Origin of the sequence: Streptomyces sp. MNU89, from assembly GCF_020982505.1 — a bacterium.
Taxonomy (GTDB): domain Bacteria; phylum Actinomycetota; class Actinomycetes; order Streptomycetales; family Streptomycetaceae; genus Streptomyces; species Streptomyces xinghaiensis.
Map to the genome: position 1 here is coordinate 3,909,100 of NZ_JAJKLL010000001.1, position 24,805 is coordinate 3,933,904.

Consider the following 24,805-nt stretch of genomic DNA (forward strand, 5'->3'; position numbering starts at 1 on the left):
GGGGAGGTTTCTCAGGTCTGCTTGGGCTGGACGCGCGCCACGACGACGTGCGGACGCCCCGGGTGCGGGGCCGTGAAGGCCGCGTACAGGGCTTCGTGGTCGCGGCCGTCGGCGGTGACGGCGGACCAGCCCGCCGCCTCGAAGCGGGCGACGATGCCGCCCGGACGGGCATGCGAGGCGGAGGAGTTGTCGACGACGACGGTGTGCAGCCGCTCCAGCCCGGCGGGGCCGGCGAAGGCGATGGCCTCGTGGTTGCTGCCCTCGTCCAGTTCGGCGTCACCGGTCAGCACCCAGACGGCCGGATCGTCCAGCCCCTGGGCCCGCAGGCCGAGGGCGGTGCCGACGGCGATCGGCAGCCCGTGCCCGAGGGATCCGCTGCCGATCTCGGCGCCGGGGACCAGGGTGCGGTCGGGGTGGTGGCCGAGCGGGGAGTCGTAGGAGCCGAAGGCGGGGAGCCAGGCGGCCGGCAGGAAGCCCTTGGCGGCCAGCACCGCGTAATAGGCCATGGGGCCATGCCCCTTGGACAGCAGGAACCGGTCCCGTCCGGGGTCGTCCACGCGGTCCGGAGTGACTCTCAGGACCCGGTCGTAGAGCACCCACAGCACGTCGAGGGTGGAGGTCGCGGCGGGCCCGTGCTTCTCGTCACCGGTCATCAGGCCCATCAGACGGTGCAGATGGTGCAGCGGGGGGTGGCCGAGGGCGTCGGGATCCGGGTGCGGAAGAGAGGCGGTGGTCTTCATACCGCAGATCCTGATACCTCAACTTTGGTTGAGGTCAAGCCCCGGATTCAGGCGTCAGGTGGCCGGCACCCCGCGGAGCGGCCCGGGCTCAGCAGTGGCCCATCGCCCGGTCCACCGTGATCTCGACCAGTACCCGCTCGGGGTTCGGAGTGGGCATGCGCTCGTAGCGCACGGCGTAACGGTTCACCGCGTCGGCCACCGCCTCCGGCTCCGTACGGACCACCGCGCGGCCCTCCAGCGTCGCCCACCGGCCGCGCGAGACCTGGCAGACCGCGACCCGCGCGCCGTCCGGTCCGGCGGCCAGGATGTTGCGGACCTTGCGGCTGGTCTTGCGGGTGATCACCCGGGCGATCCCCTGCTCCGCGTCGAACGTGACGCCGACCGGCACGACGTGCGGGGTGCCGTCGGGGCGGAGCGTGGTGATGGTGCAGAGGTGGCGCTCGCCCCAGAAGGCGAGGTACTCGGGGGTCAGCGCGCTGAGGTCGGTGGCCATGCCGCAGAGCGTAACCGGGGTGGGAAGGGCGGTTGGCCGGGGTTCCGCCCATCGGGCCGGGAACGGCCGGTTCCCTATGGTTCCCGGGATATCTCCCGCACGTCCGAGGGAGGACGGGTGCGCAGGGCGTGGGGCGGAAGGCGCCGTTCGAGGAGCAGGACGGCGCCCGCGGCCAGGCAGTTGACCGCGCCGAGGGCCGCCCACGGCAGGGAGCGGTGCAGCTCGAACAGGGTGGTGAAGAAGGCGGGCGCGATGATCCCGGCGAAGGTGAAGCTGTACTGGTAGGCGGCCAGATAGCGGCCCCGGGCGGCGAGCGGGGAGACCGCCGTCGCCAGGCCTATCGAGACCGGGGCGTGCATCAGTTCGGCCAGGGTGAAGAGCAGCGTGGCGGCGGCCAGCAGCGGAAAGACCCACGACGGCCGGTCCGGGACGAGACCGGAGTACGCGAAGGACCAGACCGCCCACAGCACGGCCGCGGCCGCCAGCACCCGGGTCCGCCGGTACGGGGCCAGCCGCCGCGCCACGGAGGCGGCGAGCAGCGCCACCAGCACCGTATTGCCGACCAGGACCGCCGAGGTGAGCCCGGCAGGGCCGTGCAGACCGGTCTCCACGAAGGTCGGGAGGGCGAGGGCGAGCATCATGGTCGTCATGGCGAAGACGGTGTTGACGCCGGTCAGGGCCAGGAAGGGGCCGTCCCGGAGCATGGTGCGGTAGCCGGCGCGGGGGGCTCCCGTACCGTCCTCGCGCCCACTGGCGCGCCCCTCCGCCTCCCCGTTCCGCCCTCTCCGCTGCCGTACCCCTGGCCGCCGTGCCGGGGCCCGGGCGCGCGGACGAAGACCGCGATCACCAGGGCGGCCACGGCGAAGCACCCCGCGGCCCCGTACGCGACGGCGCGGTAGGCGTCCGCCCGGCCATCGGCGATGACGAGCCCGGTGAGGAGCCCGCCCGCACCGAACCCCGCCGTGCGGGCCATGGTCGCCCAGCCGAACCAGGTCTCCTTCGTCAGCGCGGACCGGCTGCCGTCCGCGTAGTCGGCGATCGCGGTGAAGACGGCCGACCAGAAGAAGCGGACGCCGCTCGCGACCAGCGTGACGGCGAGGAAGACGCTCACCGGCCCGTCGGCCCGGCCGTACGCGAGATAGCCGAGGCCGTGCAGCAACTGCGAGGCGACGACGACGGGGAGTGCGCCGAACCGGTCGGCGAGCAGCCCCGTCCACACGGGGATCGGCAGGGTGAGGACGTTGGCCGCGCTGACCAGCACCCCGAGCGGGCCGACCGGGATGTCGGTGAGCCGCAGGAAGTAGACCAGGGAGAGCGGCAGGAACAGCCCGTTGCCGACCGCGTCGACGACGAGCGCCCCGATCAGCACGGGCCCGCCACGGCTTGCCCCGCCGCCGCACCCGGCACTCCCCTCGGCGGATGCTGCCATGGCCATGGGACGTGGGTCTCCGGGTGCTCGTCGAGGGGGGGAGCGGTTGTGGTGTGGCGGGAGCGGTGCGGAAACGGGGGCGGGGCGGGCGCGACGAGCGACGGTAGTGCCCCGGACCTTTGGGCGCACCTCAATTCGGTTGCGGCGAAAGCGGGTTGGGCGCCACCACATCGGCGGACCGGCAGGAGCCCAGGCGACGTGCCTTGCGGAGCGGGGTGCCCGGCGGGCGCTTCGGCCCCGGAAGACGAGAGTTCGCCTCAGGCGAACTCGGAGGTGTCCAGGTCGAAGCCGAACGGCTCGGGCAGTGGCATGGGCTTGCCGAAGGACGCGGAGTGCGACTCGGCGTAGTCGGTTTCTTCCGGTTCCTCGAAGAGCGTGACCGTGCCCTTCTCCCGGTCGATCAGGAGGTAGAGGGGGATGCCGGCGCGGGCGTAGCAGTGCCGCTTGGCGAAGCGGTCGCCGTCCGGCTTGGCGGAGGTCACCTCGGCGACCATGGCGACGCCGTCGGCGGGCATCCAGGGTTCGGCGCCGCGGAAGAGCCGGAGGTCTCGCGGGGCGAAGGTCGCGTCGGGGATCGCGTAATTCTTGGGGCACAGTCCGCCGCGCGGCAGAACCAGGCCCTTGTTGCCCGACACGTCCATGTCCTTCGCCGCATGCCTCATCACCTGCCTGGTGATGGTGCTGATGTAGTCCTCGTGTTCGCCGTCCGGCGGTGGTGTCACAACAACCTCCCCGTCGATGAGCTCGGCCCGGACCCCCTCAGGGGTCTCCAGGGCCAGAAAGCTCTCCAGGAGGAGTTCTTCCTGCGTGGGCGTCGGCTCGTATGCCATGACCGTCATGCTGCCCCTCCCTTTCCTCGATGACCAGCGCCACGGCTCGTGGCACCGGTCTTGTTGCGACGACCGTAGGAGGCAGTGGCGGTCCGTTGTTCGGAAGAGCGGATGAGTTCGCCCGATCGTGGGGCGGAGCGGGTAGCCGCTGACGAGGGCCGAGGTGCTCCGCCGCCCCGCCAATCCGGGCCGGAAGCCGCACCCGCACCACCCTTGAGTGGGGTAGACTCAACTTAATTCAGGTGAACCAGAGCAGGACCCGCAGGAGAGGAGCAGAGGTCACGTGGATGCCGAGCTGACCAACAGGAGCCAGGAAGCGATCAGCGCGGCCGGCCGGCGTGCCGTGTCGGCGGGCAACCCGGACATCACCCCCGTCCATCTGCTGCTCGCGCTGCTCGAAGGCCAGGAGAACGAGAACATCCAGGACCTCCTGGCCGCCGTCGAGGCCGACCAGGCCGCCCTGCGCTCCGGGGCCGAGCGGCTGCTCGGTGCGCTGCCCGCCGTGCAGGGCTCCACCGTCGCCCCGCCGCAGCCGGACCGCGAGCTGCTCGCGGTCGCCGCCGACGCCTCGCAGCGCGCGAAGGAGCTCGGCGACGCCTACATCTCCACCGAGCATCTGCTGATCGGCCTCGCCGCCCAGGGCGGCCGCACCGGTGAGCTGCTCCACCAGCAGGGCGCGAGCGCCGAGAAGCTGCTCGGCGCCTTCCAGAACAACCGCGGAGGACGACGCGTGACCACGCCCGACCCGGAGGGCACCTACAAGGCCCTGGAGAAGTTCGGTACCGACTTCACCGCCATCGCCCGCGAGGGCAAGCTCGACCCGGTCATCGGCCGTGACGCCGAGATCCGCCGGGTCGTGCAGGTGCTCTCCCGCCGTACGAAGAACAACCCGGTCCTGATCGGTGAGCCCGGCGTCGGCAAGACGGCCGTCGTCGAAGGGCTCGCCCAGCGCATCGTCAAGGGCGACGTCCCCGAGTCGCTCAAGGACAAGCGCCTGGTCGCGCTCGACATCGGCGCGATGCTCGCCGGCGCCAAGTACCGCGGCGAGTTCGAGGAGCGGCTGAAGACCGTGCTCTCCGAGATCAAGGAGAGCGAGGGCCGGATCATCACCTTCATCGACGAGCTGCACACCGTCGTCGGCGCGGGCGCCGGCGGCGACTCGGCGATGGACGCGGGCAATATGCTCAAGCCGATGCTGGCCCGCGGCGAGCTGCGCATGGTCGGCGCCACGACCCTCGACGAGTACCGCGAGCGGATCGAGAAGGACCCGGCGCTGGAGCGCCGCTTCCAGCAGGTGCTGGTCGCCGAGCCCAGCGTGCAGGACTCCATCGCGATCCTCCGCGGCCTCAAGGGCCGCTACGAGGCGCACCACGGCGTGCAGATCGCGGACTCCGCGCTGGTGGCCGCCGCCACTCTCTCCGACCGCTACATCACCTCCCGCTTCCTCCCGGACAAGGCCATCGACCTCGTCGACGAGGCCGCGTCCCGCCTCCAGATGGAGATCGACTCCTCGCCCGTCGAGATCGACGAGCTCCAGCGCGCCGTCGACCGGCAGATGATGGAGGAGGAGTCGCTGCTCGCCACCGAAGTGGGCGACGAGAAGCGCAAGTTCCTCAAGAAGCAGGACCGCGAGAAGGACCTCTCCCCCGATGCCCGGGAGCGGCTCGAGAAGCTGCGCAGGGAGCGCGCCGAGAAGGAGGAGAAGCTGCGCGCCCTGCGGGCCCGCTGGGACAGCGAGAAGGCCATCCACACCCGGGTCGGCGAGCTGAAGAAGCGCCTCGACGAGCTGGAGACGGAGCTGGAGCTGGCCGAGCGCAAGGCCCCCGAGACCGGTGACTGGGTCACCCCCGGGCGGCTGCGCTCCGAGGTCATCCCGCAGACCCGCAAGGAGCTGGAGGAGGCCGCCGCCGCGCAGAAGGACCTCCAGGGCGGCGGCATGGTGGGCGAGGAGGTCGGCCCGGACGACATCGCCGGCGTCGTCGCCGCCTGGACCGGCATCCCCGCCGGCCGGCTGCTGGAGGGCGAGACGCAGAAGCTGCTGCGGATGGAGGACGAGCTCGGCAAGCGTCTCATCGGGCAGCGGGAGGCGGTCCGCGCGGTCTCGGACGCCGTGCGCCGCACGCGGGCCGGGATCTCCGACCCGGACCGGCCCACCGGCTCGTTCCTCTTCCTCGGCCCGACCGGTGTCGGCAAGACCGAACTGGCCAAGACGCTCGCGGACTTCCTCTTCGACGACGAGCGCGCCATGGTCCGCATCGACATGAGCGAGTACAGCGAGAAGCACTCGGTGGCCCGGCTCGTCGGGGCGCCCCCCGGCTACGTCGGCTACGAGGAGGGCGGCCAGCTCACGGAGGCGGTGCGCCGCCGCCCGTACAGCGTGATCCTGCTGGACGAGGTGGAGAAGGCCCACCACGAGGTCTTCGACATCCTGCTCCAGGTGCTGGACGACGGACGGCTCACCGACGGCCAGGGGCGGACTGTTGACTTCCGCAACACCATCCTCGTCCTCACCTCCAACCTCGGCTCGCACTATCTGGTCGACCCGGCGATCAGCGAGGAGGACAAGAAGGCGCGGGTGCTGGAGACCGTGCGGTCCTCCTTCCGGCCCGAGTTCCTCAACCGCCTGGACGACCTGGTGGTCTTCCACGCACTGGGCACCGGGCAGCTCAAGCGGATCGCCCAGCTGCAGATCGAGCACCTCCAGCAGCGGCTGACCGACCGCCGGCTCACCCTGGACGTCAGCGAGGACGCCCTGGAGTGGCTGTCCCGGCTGGGGCACGAGCCGAAGGCCGAGGTTGCCGGTGCGGAGGGGGCCGGGGCCGCCGAGGCCGGGCCGGATCTGTCGTACGGCGCGCGGCCGCTGCGCCGGCTGGTCCAGACGGCGATCGGCGACCAGCTCGCCCGGGAGATCCTTTCCGGCACCGTCCGGGACGGCGACACCGTACGGGTCGACGTGTCGGAGGACGGCCGCGGCCTGACCGTCGGCGCGGCCGCCCGGACCGGGACGGACGGCTGACGCGGAGCCCCGCCCGGCCCGCCGCCCGCCTCAGCCCGCCTCCGCCCGGCCCTCCCGGGCCCCGTCGGAGGCGGGCGCGGGAGGGCCGGGCGACGAGCCCGCGCACGCGCCGGAGGCGGGCGCGGGGGCGGGCGGGCCACGCGGCCGGACACGCCGGGCGCCGGATCGGCGGCCCGGGCTTGCCAGCCCCCGCCCGCAGTGGGGGAGGATGGCAGGAATCGTCTGAAGGGAAATCCACGGTGAGCATCGACCCGTCCTCGATTCCGAATTTCGGGGGCCAGCAGCCCGAACAGCAGCCGTCGGGGCCGCCGCCCGGTCCCGTCGTCCCCGATCAGGACCTGGTCAAGCAGCTTCTGGAACAGATGGAGCTGAAGTACGTAGTCGACGACGAGGGCGACCTCGCCGCGCCGTGGGAGCAGTTCCGCACGTACTTCATGTTCCGCGGCGAGGAGGAGCAGCAGGTCTTCTCGGTGCGGACGTTCTACGACCGGGCCCACGAGATCGGCACCAAGCCTCAGCTGCTGGAGGCGATCGACGACTGGAACCGCCGCACTCTGTGGCCGAAGGTCTACACCCACACCAATGACGACGGCACCGTCCGTCTGATCGGTGAGGCGCAGATGCTGATCGGCGTCGGCGTCAGCCTGGAGCACTTCGTCTCCAGCACGGTCAGCTGGGTGCGCGCCTCGATCGAGTTCGACAAGTGGCTCGTCGAACAGCTCGGCCTGGAGGCCGAGGTCGAGTCCGCCGAGCCGGAGGACAAGAAGGACGACGGCCAGGCCTGACCACGCCTCGCCGCCCCACGGCACCGCAGTTCCACAGCACCACAGCACCGCGCGAGCCCGGCCCTCCGGCCGGGCTCGCGTGCGTTCCCGAGCCTCGCGCGGCGCGCACTCCGGCGCACGGCACGCGGCCCGCGCCGTCTCAGCCCTCCCGCAGGCACCCCAGCCGCTCGACCGCATCCGCCAGGACCTCGGTCCGCTTGCAGAACGCGAAGCGGACGAAGGGCGCGCCCTCCTCGCGGTGGTCGTAGAAGACGGCGTTGGGGATCGCCACGACTCCGCAGCGCTCCGGCAGCGCCCGGCAGAAGGCGAAGCCGTCGTCGAAGCCGAGCGGCCGGATGTCGGTGGTGATGAAGTACGTGCCCGCGGGCCGGTAGACGGTGAAGCCCGCCTTCGCCAGGCCGTCGCCGAGCAGGTCGCGCTTGGCCCGCAGATCGTCGCGCAGCCCGTCGAAGTGGCTCCGCGGCAGCCGCAGCGCCTCGGCCACGGCGTACTGGAAGGGCCCCGCCGAGACATAGGTCAGGTACTGCTTGGCGGAGCGGACGGCGGTGACCAGCTCCGGCGGGCCCGTCACCCAGCCGACCTTCCAGCCGGTGAACGAGAAGGTCTTCCCCGCCGAGCCGATGGTGACCGTGCGCTCGCGCATCCCGGGGAACGCGGCGAGCGGCAGGTGCTCCCCGTCGAAGACCAGGTGTTCGTAGACCTCGTCGGTGACGACCAGCAGATCGCGCTCGCAGGCCAGTTCGGCGATCGCGGTCAGCTCCTCGCGGCCGAGGACGGTGCCGGTCGGGTTGTGCGGGGTGTTGAGCAGCAGCAGCCGGGTGCGGCCGGTGACGGCGGCGCGCAGCTCGTCGAGGTCGAGCCGGTACGCGCCGCCGTCCGGGCGGAGGGTGACGGGGACGCGGGTGCCGCCGGCCATCGCGATGCAGGCGGCGTAGGAGTCGTAGTACGGCTCCAGCGCGATCACCTCGTCCCCCGGTTCGAGGAGCGCGAGGAGGGCGGCGGCGATGGCCTCGGTGGCTCCGGCGGTGACGAGCACCTCGCGGTCCGGGTCCCAGGAGAGCCCGTAGCGCTCGCGCTGGTGATCGGCCACGGCGGTCCGCAGCTCGGGGATGCCGGGGCCCGGCGGGTACTGGTTGCCCTTCCCCTCCCGCAGCGCGCGGACGGCCGCCTCGCGGATCTCCTCGGGGCCGTCGGTGTCGGGGAAGCCCTGGCCGAGGTTGATGGAGCCGGTGCTGAGCGCCAGCGCCGACATCTCGGCGAAGATCGTCGTCCCGAACTCGGCCAGGCGGCGGTTGAGCGGTGGTCTTCCCATGCGGCCCATGGTCCCACGGGCGCGTGCGCGTGGGACCTGTGCGGCCGGCCGGGCCGGCGTCGCCGGGGGCTGCCACGGGGCTTCGTCCCGCGGGGCGTTCACCCCGTGCGCCCGCGCCGGGGCGCGTCCTCCGGCGCCGAACCTCTGGATTTGCTCAACTCTGCTTTCACCTCCTGACGCGACGGGCATCTCCCCCGCACAGCGCGGAGCGGGGGGCTCGCTTCGGGGAGGAGAAGGGGAGTCGCGTGATGGGAATCGTGGTGTTCGGGGTGCTGGTCGCCGTGGTGCTGGCGGCGGTCGCGGGGGCGCGGGGCCAGTCCGGGCGCAACCGGAAGCGCAAGCGGACGCGGGGGCGGAGCGGCGGGGAGACTCCGGCGGCTCCGGCAACTCCTGGTGGGCGGCCGACAGCGGTTCGTCCGGTGACGGTGGTTCGTCCGGTGACAGCGGTTCGTCCTGCGGGGGCGGTTCCTCGTCCTGCGGCGGGGAGGCGGCTGCGGCGGAGGCAGCTGACCGCGGGGAGAGCACCGCGGGGGCGCCCGGCCACGCGCCGGGTGCGGGGGGAGAGAGTGACGCCGACCGGCACGGGGCGGTCGGCGTCACTTTCGCGGCCACGGCCGGGTCATGCGTCCGGCCCATACCACCTCGCATATGCCGTGGACCGTATCCAACATCGTTTTATCGCATGGTTTTTGAACTGGTGAACAGCACAACCCCCTGGGGCATGGAAACCCGTTGAAGATGGGTAAAAACGCTGTGGGCACCGTGCACTTCATGATTCCGTATTCATCGGAACACCCCACGTGGGCACGAGCCGGCGAGTGATCTTTCTTGGGTCCTCCTCCGAGGCGGGCCGGCCCACCATCCACTGCGTGCTTGCGGAGCCGACCCATGCTCACCACTCTCGAAACCGCTTATTCCGACACCCGCGCAGCCGATCTCGCCTGGTGTCTCGGCAAGGAGCCACTGCCCGCGCTGGCCGTACTCGATCTGCGGCTGGGCCCCGCGGAGGTGCAGTTGCGCCTGCTCGGGGCCTCCCACCAAGTGATCCTCAGGGAAGGGGAGAGCCAGTGCTCCGAGACGGTCGCCTGCATACCCGGCAGCAGCACCCCGCTGCCCCTCGGAGCCGCCGAGAGCATCGGCGGCTGGGAGTACGAGTTCGCGGCGCGCGTCGAGACGCTGTCGCGCGGTTCGTTCGCCGGCCGGGCGCAGGAGCTGCTGGCCCTGGTGGCCGACCATCCCAACGGCCTGGCCGGAACCTTCCCCGGCGATCCGCACGCCTTCACGGCGATGCTGGTCCAGCGGTGCGAGGGCCGGGTGCGGTGGCGCACCTGGCACGCGTATCCGCAGGAGGGGGCGCTCGTCACCACGCGCACCCAGGTCGGCGCCCGGACGATGGCCCCCCTGTAGTGCGCCCCCGGGCGCCCTTCGAGACAACCCTTGTGGGTGACAGGGCCGTTCACGCGGCTCACGTAGCGTTCCCCGCATGATCGATTCGCCTGAGCCACGGCTCCTGTCCCGCGCGGTCGCGCCGGACGAGCCGGAGACCCCGGTGCGGCTGCCCGTACCGGCCGGGCTGGGACGACTTCTGGTGCTGGCCGCGGTCTTCGTCTGCGCCGCCTGCGGGCTGGTGTACGAACTCGAACTGGTGGCGCTGGCCTCGTATCTCTTCGGTGACTCCGTCACCCAGGCGTCCGTCGTGCTGTCCGTGATGGTCTCCGCCATGGGCGCCGGCTCGCTGCTCGCCAAGCGGCTGCGGTGCCGGGCCGCGGTGGCCTTCGGACTGGTGGAGGCGGTGCTCGCGCTGGTCGGCGGCTGCTCGGCCATCGCGCTGTACGCCTCCTTCGTCTGGTTCGGCGGCTCCCATGCCGTGCTGGTCGGCTTCTCGCTCGTCATCGGGGTGCTGATCGGCGCCGAGGTGCCCCTCCTGATGACCCTCATCCAGCGCGTCCGGCGGCAGGACGCGGGCGGGGCCGTCGCCGACCTCTTCGCCGCCGACTACATCGGCGCGCTGGCCGGCGGGCTCGCCTTCCCCTTCCTTCTGCTGCCGGTGCTGGGCCAGTTGAGCGGTGCCCTGCTGACCGGGGCGGTGAACGCCCTGGCCGGCGGGGCGCTGGTGCTGTGGCTGTTCGGCCGCGATCTGACCGCCCGGGGCCGGTGGGTCCTGATCACGGCGAACGGCGCGGTGCTCGCGGTCCTGGCCGCCGGAACGTTCCTCGTGCCCTCCTTCGAACGGGCCGCGCGGCAGGCCGTCTACGGGGAGGACGTACGGGTCGCCATACGAACGGACTACCAGGAGGTGGTCCTCACGGGGGGTCCCGGCGGGGCCGGCGGTGGTGCCCCGCTCTCGCTCTTCCTCGACGGCCGGCTGAGATTCAGCGGACGCGACGCCTGCCGCTACCACGAGGCCCTGGTCCACCCGGCCATGGCCGGCCCCCGCGCCCGTGTGCTCGTGCTGGGCGGCGGGGACGGCCTCGCCCTGCGCGAAGTGCTGCGGTACCCGGACGTCCGTTCGGTCACGGTGCTCGCGCCCGACCCCGGGCTGCTGCGGCTGGGGCGCAGCGATCCCGGGCTCTCCCGGCTGAACGGGCGCTCCCTCGCCGACCCGCGGGTGACGACGGTCACCGGGGACGTCTTCGGCCGGCTGCGGACGGGCGCGGCGGCCGCGGGCCCGTACGACGTGATCGTCTCGGACCTGCCCGACCCCGGCATCACGGCCAGCACCAAGCTGTACTCCCAGGAGTTCTACGGGCTCGCGGAGCGCGCCCTCGCGCCGGGCGGACGGCTGGCCGTGCACGCGGGCGCGCCGGACACCCACCCCCGGAGCTACTGGACGGTCGACGCGAGCCTGCGGGCGGCCGGGCTGCGCACCTCGCCCTACGCGGTCGGCGGCCGGCGGTCGGCCTACGCCGCCGGCCCGGACCGCTCGGCGGCGGCCGAACACCCGCCGCGCACCTGGGGTTTCCTCCTCGCCGCCCGCGCACCGGAGCGCCCGCGCCTGGCGCCCGACGCGCCCGTACCGCTCACGCTGACCCCCGGCACGCTGCGCTCCGCGGTGCGCACGGCCGAGGAGTTGCGGGTCCCGGGGGCGCGGGCGTCCACGCTGACCCACCCCCGGCACTGAGGCCCTCCGTTCCCCGCCGTTCCGCCGGAACGATTCGCCCCGCGCGGGGCGGGGCCGGGCCCGCCGACGGGCCCGGCGGGGCGGTCCGGGCACGGGCGCGCCGCGCCCGGCGGACCCGGGCGCCCCGCGGAACTCGCGCGGACAAGGGTGCCGGAGCGCGTCCGCTGGGTAGGCTCGGCTCCCATGGAGCATGAGGTGTTCGTTCCGTTTCCGCCCGGGACCGTGCGGCAGGCGCTCGCGGACCCGGAGCGCGTCGCCCGCTGCGTCCCCGGTTTCCAGTGGGACGCCGGCTCGGGTCCGGGCACGCTGGCGGGCCGGCTGCGGCTCCGCGCCGGCGGCTCGACCATCACCTACCACGGCACGCTCCGCGTCACCGAGCGGGACGGCGGGGAGCTGGCCGTCGAGGCGGAGGGATCGGAGGCGCGTGGCGACGGCTCCGCCGGAGTCACGCTCGTCCTGCGGCTGAACGCCGCCGACGGCGGTACGTCCCTGGTCTGCGACGGGACCGTACGGAGCCGGGGGCGGCTCGCCGAGGTGGACGGCAAGGCGGCGGCGTCCGCCGGGCGGCGCCTGCTCGACCGGTTCGCCGCGGCGCTCGCCGCCGACCTGGAGGAGACCCCGGTCCGCCCGGCGCCCCCCTCGGCCCCCGCGGCCTCCGGCGAGAACGGCGACGGCAGGACCGGGCGCGGCGAGCACGGTGGTGACGGCGGCGGGCAGGCCCCGGGCGGCAAGCGGTCCGGGGAGCAGGGCCGGGAGGACGCGCACGGCACCGGTGGCAGCGGCGGCAACGGCACGGCCCCGGACGGCCCGGAAGCCGGCGGCGACGGCCCGGACGGCTCCGGCGGCGCGGAGGACGAGGCCGGAGCGGAGGACGAGGCCGGAGCGGCCGGCGGCGGGGAGGCCGGCGGCCTCGGCCGGGCCGACGACAACGAACCCGTCATCCCCGGCATCCCCTCGCCCGAGCCGGGCCCCGACGCGGCCGGGGCGCCGGACGCGAAGCCCGGCACCGGCGGGAAGCCCGGAGCCGGGAGAGCCGGCGGCGAGGGCGAGGAGCCCCGGCCCGGTACGGCCGAGGCCGCGAGCGCCGCCGCCGAGGCGGGAGGCGGCACCGCCCCCGAGGCGGCGTCCGTCTTCGAGACCGACGTCCCGCCCTCCTCCCTCGATCCGCTCGCCGACGACCTCGCAGAACCGGACGGCGACACCCCGCCCGCCGAAGCGGCCCACGCCCGCCGCACCATGATCGGCCGCAGCGCCGAGGAGGTGGACCACGCGCCGCCCCGGGGCCGCTACGCCCCCGTACCGGCGCCCCAGCCCGCCTCGGCCGGTGAGACCCTGCGCTGGGCGGCCCCGGTGGCCGCCGCCGTGGTCGCCTCGGCGGTGATCCTCAACCGCGTCCTCCGCCGCAGGCGCTGAGGCTCCGGCGGGGATCCGCTGCCCCGGTCGCGGGGGCGGGGGCGTCAACCCGCGTCCGTGGGTGCGCGCGTGGCGGAAAAGGCGGGGCCGCGGGGCGGGCCCGGACTCGCATAGGGTCGGTGTGTGAGCACTCACGAGACGACCGAAGCGGCCCCGGAGGCCGGAGTCCTGCTGGCGGCGGGCAACGCCGAGGTGACCGTACGGCCCGAGCTGGGCTGCCGGCTCGGTTCGCTGCGGATCGACGGCACCGAACTGCTGAGACAGGGCCCCCGATACGGTTCCTTCCCCATGGTGCCGTGGTGCGGCCGGACCGCGAACGGCGTGTTCCGCGACGGCGCCGAGCGGCACGAACTCCCGCTCAACTCCCCGCCCCACGCCATCCACGGCACCGGCCGCGACCAGGTGTGGCGGACCGTCCGCGCGGACGGCACGGCGGCCGTCTTCACCTACGACCTGGGCGACCCCTGGCCGTACACCGGCCGCGTCACCCAGCTCGTGGAGCTCGCCGACGACGCGCTGACGCTGAAGATGGGCGTCGAGACCTACGGCAACTCCTTTCCGGCGCAGGCCGGGTGGCACCCCTGGTTTCTCCGCCACCTCGCCGGTGGCGGAAACGGCGCGGACGAGGGCGTGCGGATCTCCTTCGACGCCGCCTGGCAGGAGGAGCGCGGCGAGGACCACCTCCCGACCGGCCGCCGGACCGACCCGCGCCCCGGGCCCTGGGACGACTGCTTCGGCATGCCCGACGGCGTGGACGTCACCCTCACCTGGCCGGAGCGGCTGGAGCTGAGGATCACCAGCCGGGCCGAGTGGGTCGTGGTCTACGACGAGCAGGACGAGGCCGTGTGCGTCGAGCCGCAGTCGGGTCCGCCCAACGGCCTCAACACGGCCCCGCGCCTGGTGACCCCGATCGACCCGCTGGAGATCTCCACCACCTGGCGATGGCGCCGGCTCTGAGCCGGCTCCGGACGGCGGCGGCGCGCAACCGGCCCGGGGCAGCCGGACCGGGCGGCTCCGGCTCCGGCCCCGGCGGCCGGCACCGCCGCTGCCCGGGGCGGGTACCGGGGCCCCGGATAGGCTCGTGGCCATGACCGACGCGCGTGAAGCCCTGCTGCGGCAGATCAAGGACAAGGCCGTGGTGCACGGCAAGGTGACCCTCTCCTCGGGCCTGGAGGCCGACTTCTACATCGACCTCCGCCGGATCACCCTGGACGGCGAGGCCGCCCCGCTCGCCGGGCAGGTGATGCTGGACCTCACCGCCGATCTGGACTACGACGCGGTGGGCGGGCTGACGCTGGGCGCCGACCCGGTGGCGACGTCGATGATGCACGCGGCGGCGGCGCGCGGCCGCCGGCTCGACGCCTTCGTCGTGCGGAAGGCGAACAAGGCCCACGGGCTGCAGCGGCGCATCGAGGGCCCGGACATCAAGGGCCGCCGGGTGCTGATCGTCGAGGACACCTCCACCACCGGCGGGTCCCCGCTCACGGCCGTCGAGGCGGCGCGCGAGGCGGGGGCCGAGGTGGTGGCGGTAGCGGTGATCGTGGAGCGCGGCGCGGCGGGCGCGATCGCGGAGGCCGGACTGCCGTACTACCAGGCATACGGACTGGACGACCTCGGCCTCTGAGCCCCTGCCGGTGGGGCTGCCGGGCCGACCGGGCCGGCGGGGGCAGGCCGATGGCCCCTTCCGGCCGGCCGGTGGGCCGCGCCGCCCCGTCCCGCCCCTGTCCGGCCCGTCCGATCCCCTCCCCGGCCCGTTCGGCCCTTCCGGGCCGGGGGCGGAGGGACGAAAATGCGCTGCACGAACGGGAGTTCACCGGGGGAAGAGGGGTTTCACGTGAAACCCGCACCGCCCGTGTCCGGTTCGTCCGCTTGGGTGGTGTGGAGCGGAACGCCGTATCTGGGAGGATGACCCCAGACGATGATGTCGCCCCACGGTCAGGGCCTACTCGAATAACCGGCACATTCACAAGGAGCCGACAGATGCCTATCGCAACCCCCGAGGTCTACAACGAGATGCTCGACCGGGCGAAGGCCGGCAAGTTCGCCTACCCCGCCATCAACGTGACCTCGTCCCAGACCCTGCACGCGGCGCTCCGTGGTTTCGCCGAGGCCGAGAGCGACGGCATCGTCCAGATCTCCACCGGCGGTGCCGAGTTCCTCGGGGGCCAGTACAGCAAGGACATGGTCACCGGCGCGGTCGCGCTGGCCGAGTTCGCGCACATCGTCGCCGAGAAGTACCCGGTCAACATCGCCCTCCACACCGACCACTGCCCCAAGGGCAAGCTCGACGGCTACGTACGGCCGCTGCTCAAGGTCTCGCAGGAGCGCGTCGCCGCCGGCCGCAACCCGCTCTTCCAGTCCCACATGTGGGACGGCTCCGCCGAGATCCTGGACGACAACCTCGCCATCGCGCGCGAGCTGCTCGCCGAGGCCGTCAAGGCCAAGATCATCCTCGAGGTCGAGATCACCCCGACCGGCGGCGAGGAGGACGGCGTCTCGCACGAGATCAACGACGAGCTCTACACCACCGTCTCCGACGTGGAGCGGACCGCCGACGCGCTCGGCTTCGGCGAGAACGGCCGCTACCTGCTGGCCGCCTCCTTCGGCAACGTGCACGGCGTCTACAAGCCGGGCAACGTCGTCCTCCGCCCCGACCTGCTGCGCCAGCTCCAGGACGGTGTGGCCGCGAAGGCCGGCAAGGCCGACCCGTTCGACTTCGTCTTCCACGGCGGCTCCGGCTCCACCGAGCAGGAGATCCTGACCGCGCTGGAGAACGGCGTCGTCAAGATGAACCTCGACACCGACACCCAGTACGCCTTCACCCGCCCCGTCGCGGACCACATGTTCCGCAACTACGACGGTGTGCTGAAGGTCGACGGCGAGGTCGGCGACAAGAAGACCTACGACCCGCGCAGCTGGGGCAAGAAGGCCGAGGAGGGCATGGCGCAGCGCGTCGCGCAGGCCTGCTCCAACCTCCGCTCCACCGGCACCAAGCTGAAGTAACCCCCGGCACCACCGCAACAGCACCATCGCGCCACTGCACCACCGCAGCAGCACCGCCGCGGTGCGGAGCGCGCCGGAGCCCGGTGGCCGCGACCGTCCAGGTCACGGCCACCGGGCTTCCGTGCGTGCCGGAGCTTCCGCGGTGGAGAGCGCACCACGGGACGCACACCACCGCGCCCGTCCGTTCCGCGCGTCCGGCAGGCAGACTGGGCCCATGGCCACACACGAGAACCTGCTCGGGGGACCGCCCCCGACCCGCCTGCCCGACGACCCGGAGCCCCGCGAACTGCTCGCCTCCGGCTCGGCCCCCGCCGAGGTCGCCGCGAAGTACCCGTCCTCCTCGCTGGCCTGGGCCCAGCTCGCCGACGAGGCGTACGAGAACGGCCGCGTCGTCGAGTCGTACGCCTACGCCCGTACCGGCTACCACCGGGGACTGGACTCCCTGCGCCGCAACGGCTGGAAGGGCCACGGGCCGGTCCCGTTCGAGCACGAGCCGAACAGGGGCTTCCTGCGTTCCCTGCACGCCCTCGCCCGCGCCGCCCAGGCGATCGGCGAGCAGGAGGAGTACGAGCGGTGCAGCACCTTCCTGCGTGAGTCCTCCCCGACCGCCGCCGAGACTCTCGGCTGACGAGCAGGACCGGGCCGCACCGGCCCGGCCGGGGCCGCGTCCGGCCCCGGCGGCCCCGCGCGGGCCGCGTACCCTCCGTCCCCCGGGCCGGCCGTGGTCACACGGCCGGCCCTTGCCGTCGCGCCCCCAGTCCACGGATGATGCGCGGAGGGTTCCGCTCCGCGCCGACCGTGCGGGCGGACCCGAGAGGGGACCGGGGCTCCGATGCCGAGAGGAAGGGGCGGACCGCTACCCGGGAGCACGCAGTACGAGGAGACAGCGATGTCGGCACAGCACGACCTGCCCGAAGCCGGTCCGGAGACCCCGAACCTCGACTTCCAGGGCACCACCCCCTACGAGGACTACGTCAAGGCGGACGTCCTCACCCATCTGCAGCACCCGCTCTCCGACGACCCGGGCGAGATGGTCTTCCTGGTGACCACCCAGGTCATGGAGCTGTGGTTCACCGTGATCGTCCACGAGTGGGAGACGGCCGCGCAGGCCCTCCGCCGGGACGACCTGACGGCTGCCATGGCGGCGCTCAAGCGGTCCGAGTACGAGCTGCGCGCCCTCAACGCCTCCTGGGAGCCGCTCGCGCACCTCACCCCCGCCCAGTTCAACGCCTACCGGGGCGCGCTCGGCGAGGGATCCGGCTTCCAGTCCGCGATGTACCGGCGGATGGAGTTCCTGCTCGGCGACAAGTCGGCGTCCATGCTCGTGCCGCACCGGGGCGCGCCCCGCGTCCACGCCGAGCTGGAGAAGGCGCTCGGCGAGCCCGGCCTCTACGACGAGGTGCTGCGGCTGCTCGCCCGGCGCGGCCACGCCGTCCCCGCCGAGGTCCTCGAACGCGACCTCACGCTGCGCTATGACGCCCACCCGGCCGTCGAGGAGGTCTGGGCGCGGATCTACGCAGGCTCCCAGCAGGACGAACTGGTGCGGCTGGGCGAGGCGCTGACCGAGGTCGCCGAGCTGGTGTGGCGCTGGAAGAACGACCATCTGGTGGCGACCCGGCGGGCGATGGGCGCCAAGACCGGCACCGGCGGCTCCCCGGGCGTCTCCTGGCTGGAGAAGCGGGCCCGGAGGAACGTCTTCCCCGAGCTGTGGACCGCCCGCAGCCATGTCTGAAACCACGGAAGCCATGTCCGAGACCACCGATCACCGGGCGGCGGGCGCCGCCGGGGCCGCGAGCCCCCTGAGCCCCGGAAGTCCTGAAGCCCCCGGGCCGCGGGGCGGGTTCGCCGAGCGGGCCGCGCGGCTCGACGCCGGAGACCCGCTGGCCGGGCTCCGCGACCGCTTCCTGCTGGAGCGGCCCTCCGACGGGGACGCCGCCGTCTACCTCGACGGCAACTCCCTCGGTGCGCTGCCCGCCGGTGTGCCCGCCCGTATCGCCGAAGTCGTCGAACACGAATGGGGACGGCTGCGCATCCGCTCCTGGACGGAGGGCGGCTGGTGGCAGGCGCCCGAGCGGATCGGCGACCGGATCGCCCCGCTCGTCGGCGCCGCGCCCGGCCAGATCGTGGTCGGCGACTCCACCAGCGTCAACCTCTACAAGGCCCTGGTCGCGGCTGTGCGGATCGCGCAGGAGGGCGCCCCGGGCACCCTCGGCGGCTCCGGCGCGGCGGGCACGGCCGGTGCCCCGGGCGGGGCGGGCTCCGCGGACGGGCAGGCCGGTCTGCCGTCCGCGCCGGCCGCCGACGGTCCGCTGGCGCGGGCCGGTTCGCTGCCGCAGCCGGCCGGGGCCGGGGCCGTGGCCGGCGGTGAGGGCTCCGGGCCGCCGCGCGACGAGATCCTCGTCGACGCGGAGACCTTCCCCACCGACGGCTACATCGCCGAGTCTGCCGCGCGCATGACCGGCTGCCGCATCCGCGCCGTGCCCGCCGGGGAGATCGGCGCGGCCTGCGGGCCGCGCACGGCCGTGGCGCTGGTCAACCACGTCGACTACCGCACCGGGCGGCTGCACGACCTGCCCGGCACGACCGCGGCCGTGCACGCGGCGGGCGCCCTGGTGGTGTGGGACCTCTGCCACAGCGCGGGCGCCCTGCCCGTCGGCCTCGACGCGCACGGCGTGGACCTGGCCGTCGGCTGCACGTACAAGTACCTCAACGGCGGGCCCGGTTCACCGGCCTTCCTGTACGTGCGGCGGGAGCTCCAGTCCCGCTTCGACTCCCCGCTGCCGGGCTGGAACTCACACGCCGACCCGTTCGGGATGGCGCCCTCCTACGCGCCCGCCGACGGCGCCGTGCGCGGCCGCGTCGGAACCCCGGACATCCTGTCGATGCTGGCGCTGGAAGCGGCGCTGGAGGTGTGGGACGGGGTCGCGGTGGAGGACGTACGGGCCAAGAGCCTGGCGCTCACGGACTTCTTCCTGGACTGCGTGGCCGCGTACGTGCCACGCGGGCGGGTGGAGTGCGTGACGCCCGCCGCGCACGCCGAGCGGGGCAGCCAGGTCGCGCTGCGCTGCGAGGACGCGGAGGAGGTCATGCGGGAGCTCATCGCGCGCGGGGTCGTCGGCGACTTCCGCCGCCCGGACGTCCTCCGCTTCGGCTTCACCCCGCTCTACGTGGGCTACGCCGACGCGGAACGGGCGGCGCGGGTCCTGGCGGACGTCCTCGCCGAACGGCACCCGGGGGGCGGCCCTCCCGGCGCGTCGGGCACCGGGGGCGGCCGTCCCGGCGCCGACGGCCCGGGCGCTCGGGACACCGTCGCGGACGGCTCGCACACCACCCCGGGTGGTTCGCAGACCACCCCGGGCGGCCCGGGCACCGGCTCCGGGGCATGACCGCACCGGACAGCGGCTCCGGCGGGCGCCCCCGGGTGCCCGCCGGGGCGGCCCCCGGCGACGGCCCGGCCGGCCGCTCCCCCGGAGAATCCGCGGACGCCGTCCGGGCCGCCATGGCCGGCCGTACCGCGGAAGCCGTCCGGGCCGACGAGGGAGCCGAGGCCACCGGTCACACCGCCGACGCGGCCGTCGGTGCCGGCGCCGAGGCCGTCCGTGCCGCCGCCGAGGCGGAGGAGGCCGCGCTGCTCGGCCTGGCGCCCCGGGCGCCGCACCGCACCGTGCGCTACGGCCCGCACCCGTCCCAGCTGATCGACTACCACCTGCCGGACGGCGCCCCCGGACTCCGGGTGACGATCCTGCACGGCGGCTTCTGGCGCGAGGCGTACGACCGCACGCATCTGTCGCCGCTCGCCGCCGCGCTGGCCCGGGAGGGCTTCGCGGTGGCGCTGGCCGAGTACCGCCGGGTCGGGGGCGGCGGCGGCTGGCCCGCCACCTTCGAGGACGTCTCCCGGATCGTCGCCACGGCATGGGGCGGGCAGGACCCCCGGGACGGCGGGCCCGACGGCGCCCCGCGCGCCGGCCCGGAGCGCTCCGGCCGCGCCGGGGGAGCCGCCGCGGAGAGCGCGGGGCGCCCCGGCGTTCCGGCCGCCGGACGGGACGGCCGCGGGCGTCCCGTCCTGCTCGGGCACTCCGCCGGCGGGCACCTCGCCCTCTGGGCGGCCTCCATGCGCACGGCTGAGGGATCCGCGGGCGGAGCCGGGACGTACGGAGCCCCGGACGCCCCGGACCGTGTCGTGGCCGTCTCGCCGGTCGCCGCGCTGGGGCGGGCCCATGAGCGGGACCTGAGCCGGGGAGCGGTCGCCGGGCTGCTCGGCGGCCCCGGTGCCGTGGCGGAACTCCTGCCGCTGGCCGACCCGTTGCTGCTGCCTCCCCCGGTGGTCCCGGTGACGATCCTGCACGGCACCGCCGACCCGGACGTCCCCCTCGCCCTCTCCCGCGAGTACGCCGACGTCATGCGCCGGGCCGGTGCGCGGGTGGAGCTCCGGGAGCGCCCCGGCGGCGGGCACTACGCACCGCTCACGCCGGGCACCGACGCCTTCCGCGAGCTGCTGGACGCGCTGCGGGGCCTCCCACCGGAGCCCTCCCCCGGGTGAGACGGGCGGTCCGGCGCCACCCGGGGGACTCGTCACACCGCCGTCCGGAGCCGGTACCGGGGTCCAGCCGAGTGCGCGCCAAAGAGGCAATGAGTTGATCTTGATATGGCTTTGCAGTGGTCAGCACAATGAAGCCGCAGTGAATGCGTATGCCTCGCCCCGGCGGCCGGAACGGACCGCCGCAGGTCGCGAGGATCACGGCAGGGGCTCCGTCGCAGTAAATCCGGTATTTACTGCGGCAGTTGCGAACGCGTCTCCGCGGTCGAGCATCCGCCCGAATGTGGTTCCACTGTGCGGACTTGAGGGGAGGGGACTGTGAGTGCCCGACGCGGACCAGGCCTGGCGCCAGGCTGTTTGCCTGGGTCATGCCCGCAGATCTTCCGTCACGGGCAGGCACTCGGCGAGCAGGTCGACGACGTCGCGCCAGGCTCGCTGTGCGTGCTGTGGGTGGTAGCCGACGCCGGGGACCGTGGGGTGGTCGACCGGCGGGTGGTGGAAGGCGTGCAAGGCGCCGCCGTAGACCGCGAGGCGCCAGTCGACGCCCGCGGCCTGCATCTCGGCGGTGAACGCGTTCCATTGCGCGGGCGGCATGATCGGGTCTTCCGACCCGACGCCGGCCCACACCGGGCAGCGAATGCGCGCTGCCTCGCCCGGTCGGCCCGTGGTAGTCGCGTTGACTGTCCCGATCGCGCGCAGGTTGACGCCGGCTCGCCCGAGTTCCAGCGCGATGGCGCCCCCGGTGCCGTAGCCGACGGCGGCGATCCGGTCGGGGTCGGTCCGCGGTTCGGTGCGCAGCACGTCGAGCGCCGCATGGCCGATGCCCCGCATCCGGCCGGGATCAGCGAGCAGCGGCAGGCAACGGGCCAGCATCTCCTCGGGGTCGCCCACATAGCGCCCGCCGTGAAGGTCGAAGGCCAGCGCTACGTATCCCAGCTCGGCGAGAGCATCGGCCCGGCGGCGCTCGACGTCGCTGAGCCCCATGCCCTCTGGTCCGAGCAGCACCGCGGGCCGGCGGTCGACACCGGCCGGGAGCGCGAGGTGCCCGATCATCGCCAAACCGTCCGCCGGGTACTCGACCGTGCGCGTCGTGATCGTCGTCATGAGACCGGACTGTAGTGATCGTCGAGCCCGGTCCGGCCGGTGTTCTGCCGCCGGCAGAACAGTGCGCGTGTCCCTCTGAAATACGGGGCCGAGCACTCATGGCTTCAAGATCATCGCGTTACCCCTTTGGCGCGTACCTCGGTCAAACCCCGTACTCGTCACACCCGCCGTCCGGCGCGAGCCGGGTGCCGCCGGGGCGGCCACGTGGTGCCTCCCCGGCGGCCCGCCCGGGTTGCCCTCCCGGCTCCTCGGGCGCGGGGACGCGGGGCCAACGCGCGCCGCGAAAGGGTGTGGTGCGAGCCCGGCGCCCCGGACCGCGTGAACCGGCCATGAGCAGGGATGACGCTCCGGACCGCGGGTCATCCTCAAGTCGTATGCCGGGAAGTCCGCATTCACGGTGACGACGCGGACGGCCCGCGTGCGTAGCGTTCACCGTATGAACGAGACGACGCCGACGCCGGCCTGGACCGAGTCACGGATAGCCCGGACGGTCTGGGGCAACCTGCGGGAGGACCTCCTCCAGGACATCTGGAAGTTCCGGCCCCTCCCCCCGGCCAGTGAGGCGCGGCTGCGGCGGCGCCCGCGGCTGACGTGGCTGGGCGGCCGCTGGCTGGCGCACGCGTTCACCGGGTTCATGGCGGTCTTCCTGCTGTTGCTGGACGTGGCCGCGGCCCCCTGGGGCCGGCCCGCATTCCTGGTGCTGATCCTCGGGCTGGCGCAGACCGTGCCGCTGGTGCTCGCTCTGTTCCGGCCGCTGGGGGCCTGGTGGGTGTCGCTCGGTGTCTTCCTCTTCATGACGGTGACGTCCAGCTGGCAGGGTCCGGGGGTCCTGGCGCTTCTGGGCGTGATGGTCGTGGTCGCGACGCGATCCCGGCCCCGGGTGGCCCTGGAGATGTGGGCCATCGGCGTGCTGTCCGTGAGCTTGGCCGCCCTCGTGTTCCACCCCGCGAACGCCTATGTGGTCTTCCCGGTGGCCATCTTCTCCGCCTGCGTTCTCGGCACGGTGGTCGCGATGCGCGGCTGGTGGCTGGCGCGGAACCGGGTCGAGGAGCAGGAGACGCTGGTCGCGGACGTGCGCGGCAAGCACACCGCGCTGGAGGAGCGGGCCCGGATCGCCCGCGAACTCCACGACGTGGTGGCCCACCACATGTCGGTGATCGCGATCCAGGCCGAGGCGGCCCCGTACCGCGTCGACGACGCCCCGGAGGAGCTGACCCGCAGCTTCGGCACCATCCGGGAGAGCGCCGTCGAAGCCCTGTCCGAACTGCGCCGGGTGCTGGGCGTGCTGCGGTTCGAGGAGGCCGGCTCCCTGGGCGTACCGGACGCGCCGCAGCCGGACCTGTCCCGCCTCGACGAACTCGTCCAGGGCGTACGGGAGGTGGGTCTGGACGTGGAGATCGCCCGCACGGGTGCGGAGCGGCCGCTGCCGCAGGGCGTGGAGCTGTCCGCGTACCGGATCGTCCAGGAGGCGCTGAGCAACGCGCTGCGGCACGCGCCGGGTTCCCGGGTGCGGGTCGAGGTGGCGTACGTCCTGACCGGCCTCGGGCTGCGCATCGTCAACACGGCGCCGACCGGACCGGTGTCCCCCTCGCCCGGGATGGGCCACGGGGTGACGGGGATGCGGGAGCGGGCCGTGATGCTGGGCGGCGAACTGACGGCCGAACCGACCGCCGAGGGCGGCTACGAGGTCGCCGCCTTCCTGCCCGCCGGGCCGGTCGAGGACGAGGAGCGCGAGGCGCCCGTCGGGCGGCGCGGCGCGAGCCCGGGGGAGGACCGGCCGGGGCAGGTGCGGGAGCGGGAGCCGGAGCCGCGGCGCCCGGACGGTCCGGTGGGCCTGACCAAGACCGACGTGGTGGGGCGGGCGCGGGGGCGGACGTCCACCGCGAGTGCGGACACCGCCGACCGCTCCGAGAGCGCCGGCCCCGGCGACCGGGCCGGGAGCCGGGAGAGCCGGGAGGACAGCTCGGAGCGCTCGGAGCGCTCGGAGCGCTCGGAGAGCCCGGAAAACCCGGACAGCGCCGACCGCGGAACCGGCCGTTCGGGGAGCGCTCGTGAACGACGCCGACGCCACCCCACCCCCGGCTCCGGCCCGGAGCACAGCACCCCGTTCCCGCCCGCGACTCCGTCGCCCCCATCCGCGTCCTGATCGCGGACGACCAGGCGATGGTCCGCGAGGGCTTCTCCGTGCTCCTCGGCGCCCAGCCCGGGATCGAGGTGGTCGGTGAGGCGGTGGACGGTGAGCAGGCGGCCGTGCGGGCGGCGCGGCTGCGGCCCGACGTGGTGCTGATGGACGTCCGGATGCCCGGCACCAACGGTCTGGAGGCCACTCGGCGGATCGCGGCCGAGCGCGAGGAGGGCGGTCACCCGCGCGTGCTCATCCTCACCACCTTCGACCTCGACGAGTACGTCTACGAGGCGCTGCGCGCCGGGGCCAGCGGCTTCCTTCTCAAGGACGCCTCGGCCCGCCAACTCGCCGACGCCGTACGGATCGTGGCGGCGGGCGAGGCGCTGCTGGCGCCGACCGTCACCAAGCGGCTGCTCGCCGAGTTCACCCGTCTCGGCGCCCCCCGCGCCCCGCGCATGGACCGCATCCGGGATCTCACCGAGCGCGAGACGGAGGTGCTGGCCCTCATCGCGCAGGGCCTCTCCAACGGGGAGATCGCGGTGCGGCTGACCGTCTCGGAGGCGACGGTGAAGACCCATGTGAGCCGTGTCCTCGTCAAACTCGGCCTGCGGGACCGCACCCAGGCCGCCGTTTTCGCGTACGAGATCGGCCTGGTCACCCCGGGCGGCAGCATGTGAGCCGGGGCGGGTCGCCATCACCGTCGCCGGTGTGAAAGGGAAAGGGCGCAGGCGGCACGGGCGGCGGCCACCGACACCTCGCCGCCCCGCTATGCACCGACTTCCGATGTTCTGTGCGCGGCAGCCGGGGAATCTGTCCACAGGCTGTGGACAGCGAATCCCGGCGAGAGCTCGGCCCTGTTCTCGCTGCGGAGCACGGCGCGAACACTCAAGGGCAAAC

Annotated in this window: 21 protein-coding genes; 14 read left to right on the top strand and 7 right to left on the bottom strand. The window is 73.9% G+C overall.

Features of this window, described 5'->3' with window-relative positions; genetic code table 11:
• Positions 1-11: 11 nt before the first annotated feature.
• The 5 genes from E4N63_RS16850 to E4N63_RS16870 form a co-directional block, all read right to left on the bottom strand.
• Entirely contained in the window at positions 12-662 is a 651-nt protein-coding gene (locus tag E4N63_RS16850) for a transketolase (RefSeq protein WP_230242518.1), read from the bottom strand.
• Positions 663-828: 166 nt separating this feature from the next.
• Positions 829-1,233 carry a pyridoxamine 5'-phosphate oxidase family protein gene (locus E4N63_RS16855; protein ID WP_125624727.1) on the bottom strand — a complete coding sequence of 135 codons (405 nt, stop codon included), beginning with the start codon at positions 1,231-1,233 and terminating at the stop codon, positions 829-831.
• 74 nt (positions 1,234-1,307) lie between these two features.
• On the bottom strand, positions 1,308-1,937 hold the full coding sequence (locus E4N63_RS16860; protein ID WP_230241073.1) for an MFS transporter: 630 nt from the start codon (positions 1,935-1,937) through the stop codon (positions 1,308-1,310).
• Positions 1,907-2,668, bottom strand: a complete 762-nt coding sequence (locus E4N63_RS16865) for an MFS transporter (RefSeq protein ID WP_230241074.1) — start codon at positions 2,666-2,668, stop codon at positions 1,907-1,909. Before E4N63_RS16865 ends, E4N63_RS16860 begins: the two co-directional genes overlap by 31 nt.
• A 251-nt stretch (positions 2,669-2,919) precedes the next feature.
• Positions 2,920-3,492 (bottom strand): Uma2 family endonuclease, encoded by a 573-nt coding sequence (locus E4N63_RS16870; protein ID WP_125624737.1) that lies wholly within the window; start codon positions 3,490-3,492, stop codon positions 2,920-2,922.
• A gap of 283 nt (positions 3,493-3,775) precedes the next feature.
• Here E4N63_RS16870 and E4N63_RS16875 point away from each other — a divergent pair, with 283 nt between their 5' ends.
• Complete coding sequence (locus E4N63_RS16875; protein ID WP_125624726.1) at positions 3,776-6,508, top strand: ATP-dependent Clp protease ATP-binding subunit; 2,733 nt, start codon at positions 3,776-3,778, stop codon at positions 6,506-6,508.
• Between the two features lie 239 nt (positions 6,509-6,747).
• Positions 6,748-7,293 (top strand): YbjN domain-containing protein, encoded by a 546-nt coding sequence (locus E4N63_RS16880; RefSeq protein ID WP_227959052.1) that lies wholly within the window; start codon positions 6,748-6,750, stop codon positions 7,291-7,293.
• Positions 7,294-7,432: 139 nt separating this feature from the next.
• On the opposite strand, the gene E4N63_RS16885 is transcribed toward E4N63_RS16880, so the two are convergent.
• Complete coding sequence (locus E4N63_RS16885; RefSeq protein WP_230241075.1) at positions 7,433-8,605, bottom strand: pyridoxal phosphate-dependent aminotransferase; 1,173 nt, start codon at positions 8,603-8,605, stop codon at positions 7,433-7,435.
• Positions 8,606-9,493: 888 nt separating this feature from the next.
• On the opposite strand from E4N63_RS16885, the gene E4N63_RS16890 reads away from it, so the two are divergent.
• The 10 genes from E4N63_RS16890 to E4N63_RS16935 all read left to right on the top strand — a co-directional run bounded on the left by E4N63_RS16890 (position 9,494) and on the right by E4N63_RS16935 (position 20,682).
• Entirely contained in the window at positions 9,494-10,012 is a 519-nt protein-coding gene (locus E4N63_RS16890) for a DUF2617 family protein (protein WP_125626723.1), read from the top strand.
• 76 nt (positions 10,013-10,088) lie between these two features.
• Positions 10,089-11,726 carry a polyamine aminopropyltransferase gene (locus tag E4N63_RS16895; RefSeq protein WP_230241076.1) on the top strand — a complete coding sequence of 546 codons (1,638 nt, stop codon included), beginning with the start codon at positions 10,089-10,091 and terminating at the stop codon, positions 11,724-11,726.
• A 183-nt stretch (positions 11,727-11,909) separates the two neighbouring features.
• On the top strand, positions 11,910-13,139 hold the full coding sequence (locus E4N63_RS16900) for an SRPBCC family protein (RefSeq protein WP_230241077.1): 1,230 nt from the start codon (positions 11,910-11,912) through the stop codon (positions 13,137-13,139).
• Between the two features lie 168 nt (positions 13,140-13,307).
• Positions 13,308-14,096 (top strand): aldose 1-epimerase, encoded by a 789-nt coding sequence (locus E4N63_RS16905; RefSeq protein WP_267133808.1) that lies wholly within the window; start codon positions 13,308-13,310, stop codon positions 14,094-14,096.
• Between the two features lie 130 nt (positions 14,097-14,226).
• Complete coding sequence (pyrE, locus tag E4N63_RS16910) at positions 14,227-14,763, top strand: orotate phosphoribosyltransferase (RefSeq protein WP_043463775.1); 537 nt, start codon at positions 14,227-14,229, stop codon at positions 14,761-14,763.
• 356 nt (positions 14,764-15,119) lie between these two features.
• A complete protein-coding gene (gene fbaA / locus E4N63_RS16915) occupies positions 15,120-16,142 on the top strand; it encodes a class II fructose-bisphosphate aldolase (RefSeq protein WP_019707211.1) in 1,023 nt (340 codons plus the stop codon).
• Between the two features lie 214 nt (positions 16,143-16,356).
• A complete protein-coding gene (locus tag E4N63_RS16920; protein WP_019707210.1) occupies positions 16,357-16,770 on the top strand; it encodes a DUF3151 domain-containing protein in 414 nt (137 codons plus the stop codon).
• 261 nt (positions 16,771-17,031) lie between these two features.
• Positions 17,032-17,874 (top strand): tryptophan 2,3-dioxygenase family protein, encoded by an 843-nt coding sequence (locus tag E4N63_RS16925; RefSeq protein ID WP_125625755.1) that lies wholly within the window; start codon positions 17,032-17,034, stop codon positions 17,872-17,874.
• Entirely contained in the window at positions 17,867-19,528 is a 1,662-nt protein-coding gene (locus E4N63_RS16930; protein ID WP_230241078.1) for an aminotransferase class V-fold PLP-dependent enzyme, read from the top strand. The genes E4N63_RS16925 and E4N63_RS16930 overlap by 8 nt, the downstream gene beginning before the upstream one ends.
• Positions 19,529-19,770: 242 nt before the next feature.
• A complete protein-coding gene (locus E4N63_RS16935) occupies positions 19,771-20,682 on the top strand; it encodes an alpha/beta hydrolase (RefSeq protein ID WP_230242519.1) in 912 nt (303 codons plus the stop codon).
• A 363-nt stretch (positions 20,683-21,045) separates the two neighbouring features.
• On the opposite strand, the gene E4N63_RS16940 is transcribed toward E4N63_RS16935, so the two are convergent.
• On the bottom strand, positions 21,046-21,783 hold the full coding sequence (locus E4N63_RS16940; protein ID WP_125625754.1) for a dienelactone hydrolase family protein: 738 nt from the start codon (positions 21,781-21,783) through the stop codon (positions 21,046-21,048).
• Positions 21,784-22,219: 436 nt separating this feature from the next.
• On the opposite strand from E4N63_RS16940, the gene E4N63_RS16945 reads away from it, so the two are divergent.
• Entirely contained in the window at positions 22,220-23,929 is a 1,710-nt protein-coding gene (locus E4N63_RS16945) for a sensor histidine kinase (protein ID WP_230241079.1), read from the top strand.
• Between the two features lie 17 nt (positions 23,930-23,946).
• Positions 23,947-24,585, top strand: coding sequence for a response regulator transcription factor (locus E4N63_RS16950; protein ID WP_050930661.1), 639 nt, complete (start codon positions 23,947-23,949; stop codon positions 24,583-24,585).
• Positions 24,586-24,805: the final 220 nt, after the last annotated feature.

Bases quoted from the DNA above. Each gene is read 5' to 3' on its own strand.
- E4N63_RS16850 (WP_230242518.1), bottom strand. From the start codon at position 662: ATGGGCCTGATGACCGGTGACGAGAAGCACGGGCCCGCCGCGACCTCC.
- E4N63_RS16855 (WP_125624727.1), bottom strand. From the start codon at position 1,233: ATGGCCACCGACCTCAGCGCGCTGACCCCCGAGTACCTCGCCTTCTGG.
- E4N63_RS16860 (WP_230241073.1), bottom strand. From the start codon at position 1,937: ATGCTCCGGGACGGCCCCTTCCTGGCCCTGACCGGCGTCAACACCGTC.
- E4N63_RS16865 (WP_230241074.1), bottom strand. From the start codon at position 2,668: ATGGCCATGGCAGCATCCGCCGAGGGGAGTGCCGGGTGCGGCGGCGGG.
- E4N63_RS16870 (WP_125624737.1), bottom strand. From the start codon at position 3,492: ATGGCATACGAGCCGACGCCCACGCAGGAAGAACTCCTCCTGGAGAGC.
- E4N63_RS16885 (WP_230241075.1), bottom strand. From the start codon at position 8,605: ATGGGAAGACCACCGCTCAACCGCCGCCTGGCCGAGTTCGGGACGACG.
- E4N63_RS16890 (WP_125626723.1), top strand. From the start codon at position 9,494: ATGCTCACCACTCTCGAAACCGCTTATTCCGACACCCGCGCAGCCGAT.
- E4N63_RS16895 (WP_230241076.1), top strand. From the start codon at position 10,089: ATGATCGATTCGCCTGAGCCACGGCTCCTGTCCCGCGCGGTCGCGCCG.
- E4N63_RS16900 (WP_230241077.1), top strand. From the start codon at position 11,910: ATGGAGCATGAGGTGTTCGTTCCGTTTCCGCCCGGGACCGTGCGGCAG.
- pyrE (WP_043463775.1), top strand. From the start codon at position 14,227: ATGACCGACGCGCGTGAAGCCCTGCTGCGGCAGATCAAGGACAAGGCC.
- fbaA (WP_019707211.1), top strand. From the start codon at position 15,120: ATGCCTATCGCAACCCCCGAGGTCTACAACGAGATGCTCGACCGGGCG.
- E4N63_RS16920 (WP_019707210.1), top strand. From the start codon at position 16,357: ATGGCCACACACGAGAACCTGCTCGGGGGACCGCCCCCGACCCGCCTG.
- E4N63_RS16925 (WP_125625755.1), top strand. From the start codon at position 17,032: ATGTCGGCACAGCACGACCTGCCCGAAGCCGGTCCGGAGACCCCGAAC.
- E4N63_RS16930 (WP_230241078.1), top strand. From the start codon at position 17,867: ATGTCTGAAACCACGGAAGCCATGTCCGAGACCACCGATCACCGGGCG.
- E4N63_RS16940 (WP_125625754.1), bottom strand. From the start codon at position 21,783: ATGACGACGATCACGACGCGCACGGTCGAGTACCCGGCGGACGGTTTG.
- E4N63_RS16945 (WP_230241079.1), top strand. From the start codon at position 22,220: ATGAACGAGACGACGCCGACGCCGGCCTGGACCGAGTCACGGATAGCC.
- E4N63_RS16950 (WP_050930661.1), top strand. From the start codon at position 23,947: ATGGTCCGCGAGGGCTTCTCCGTGCTCCTCGGCGCCCAGCCCGGGATC.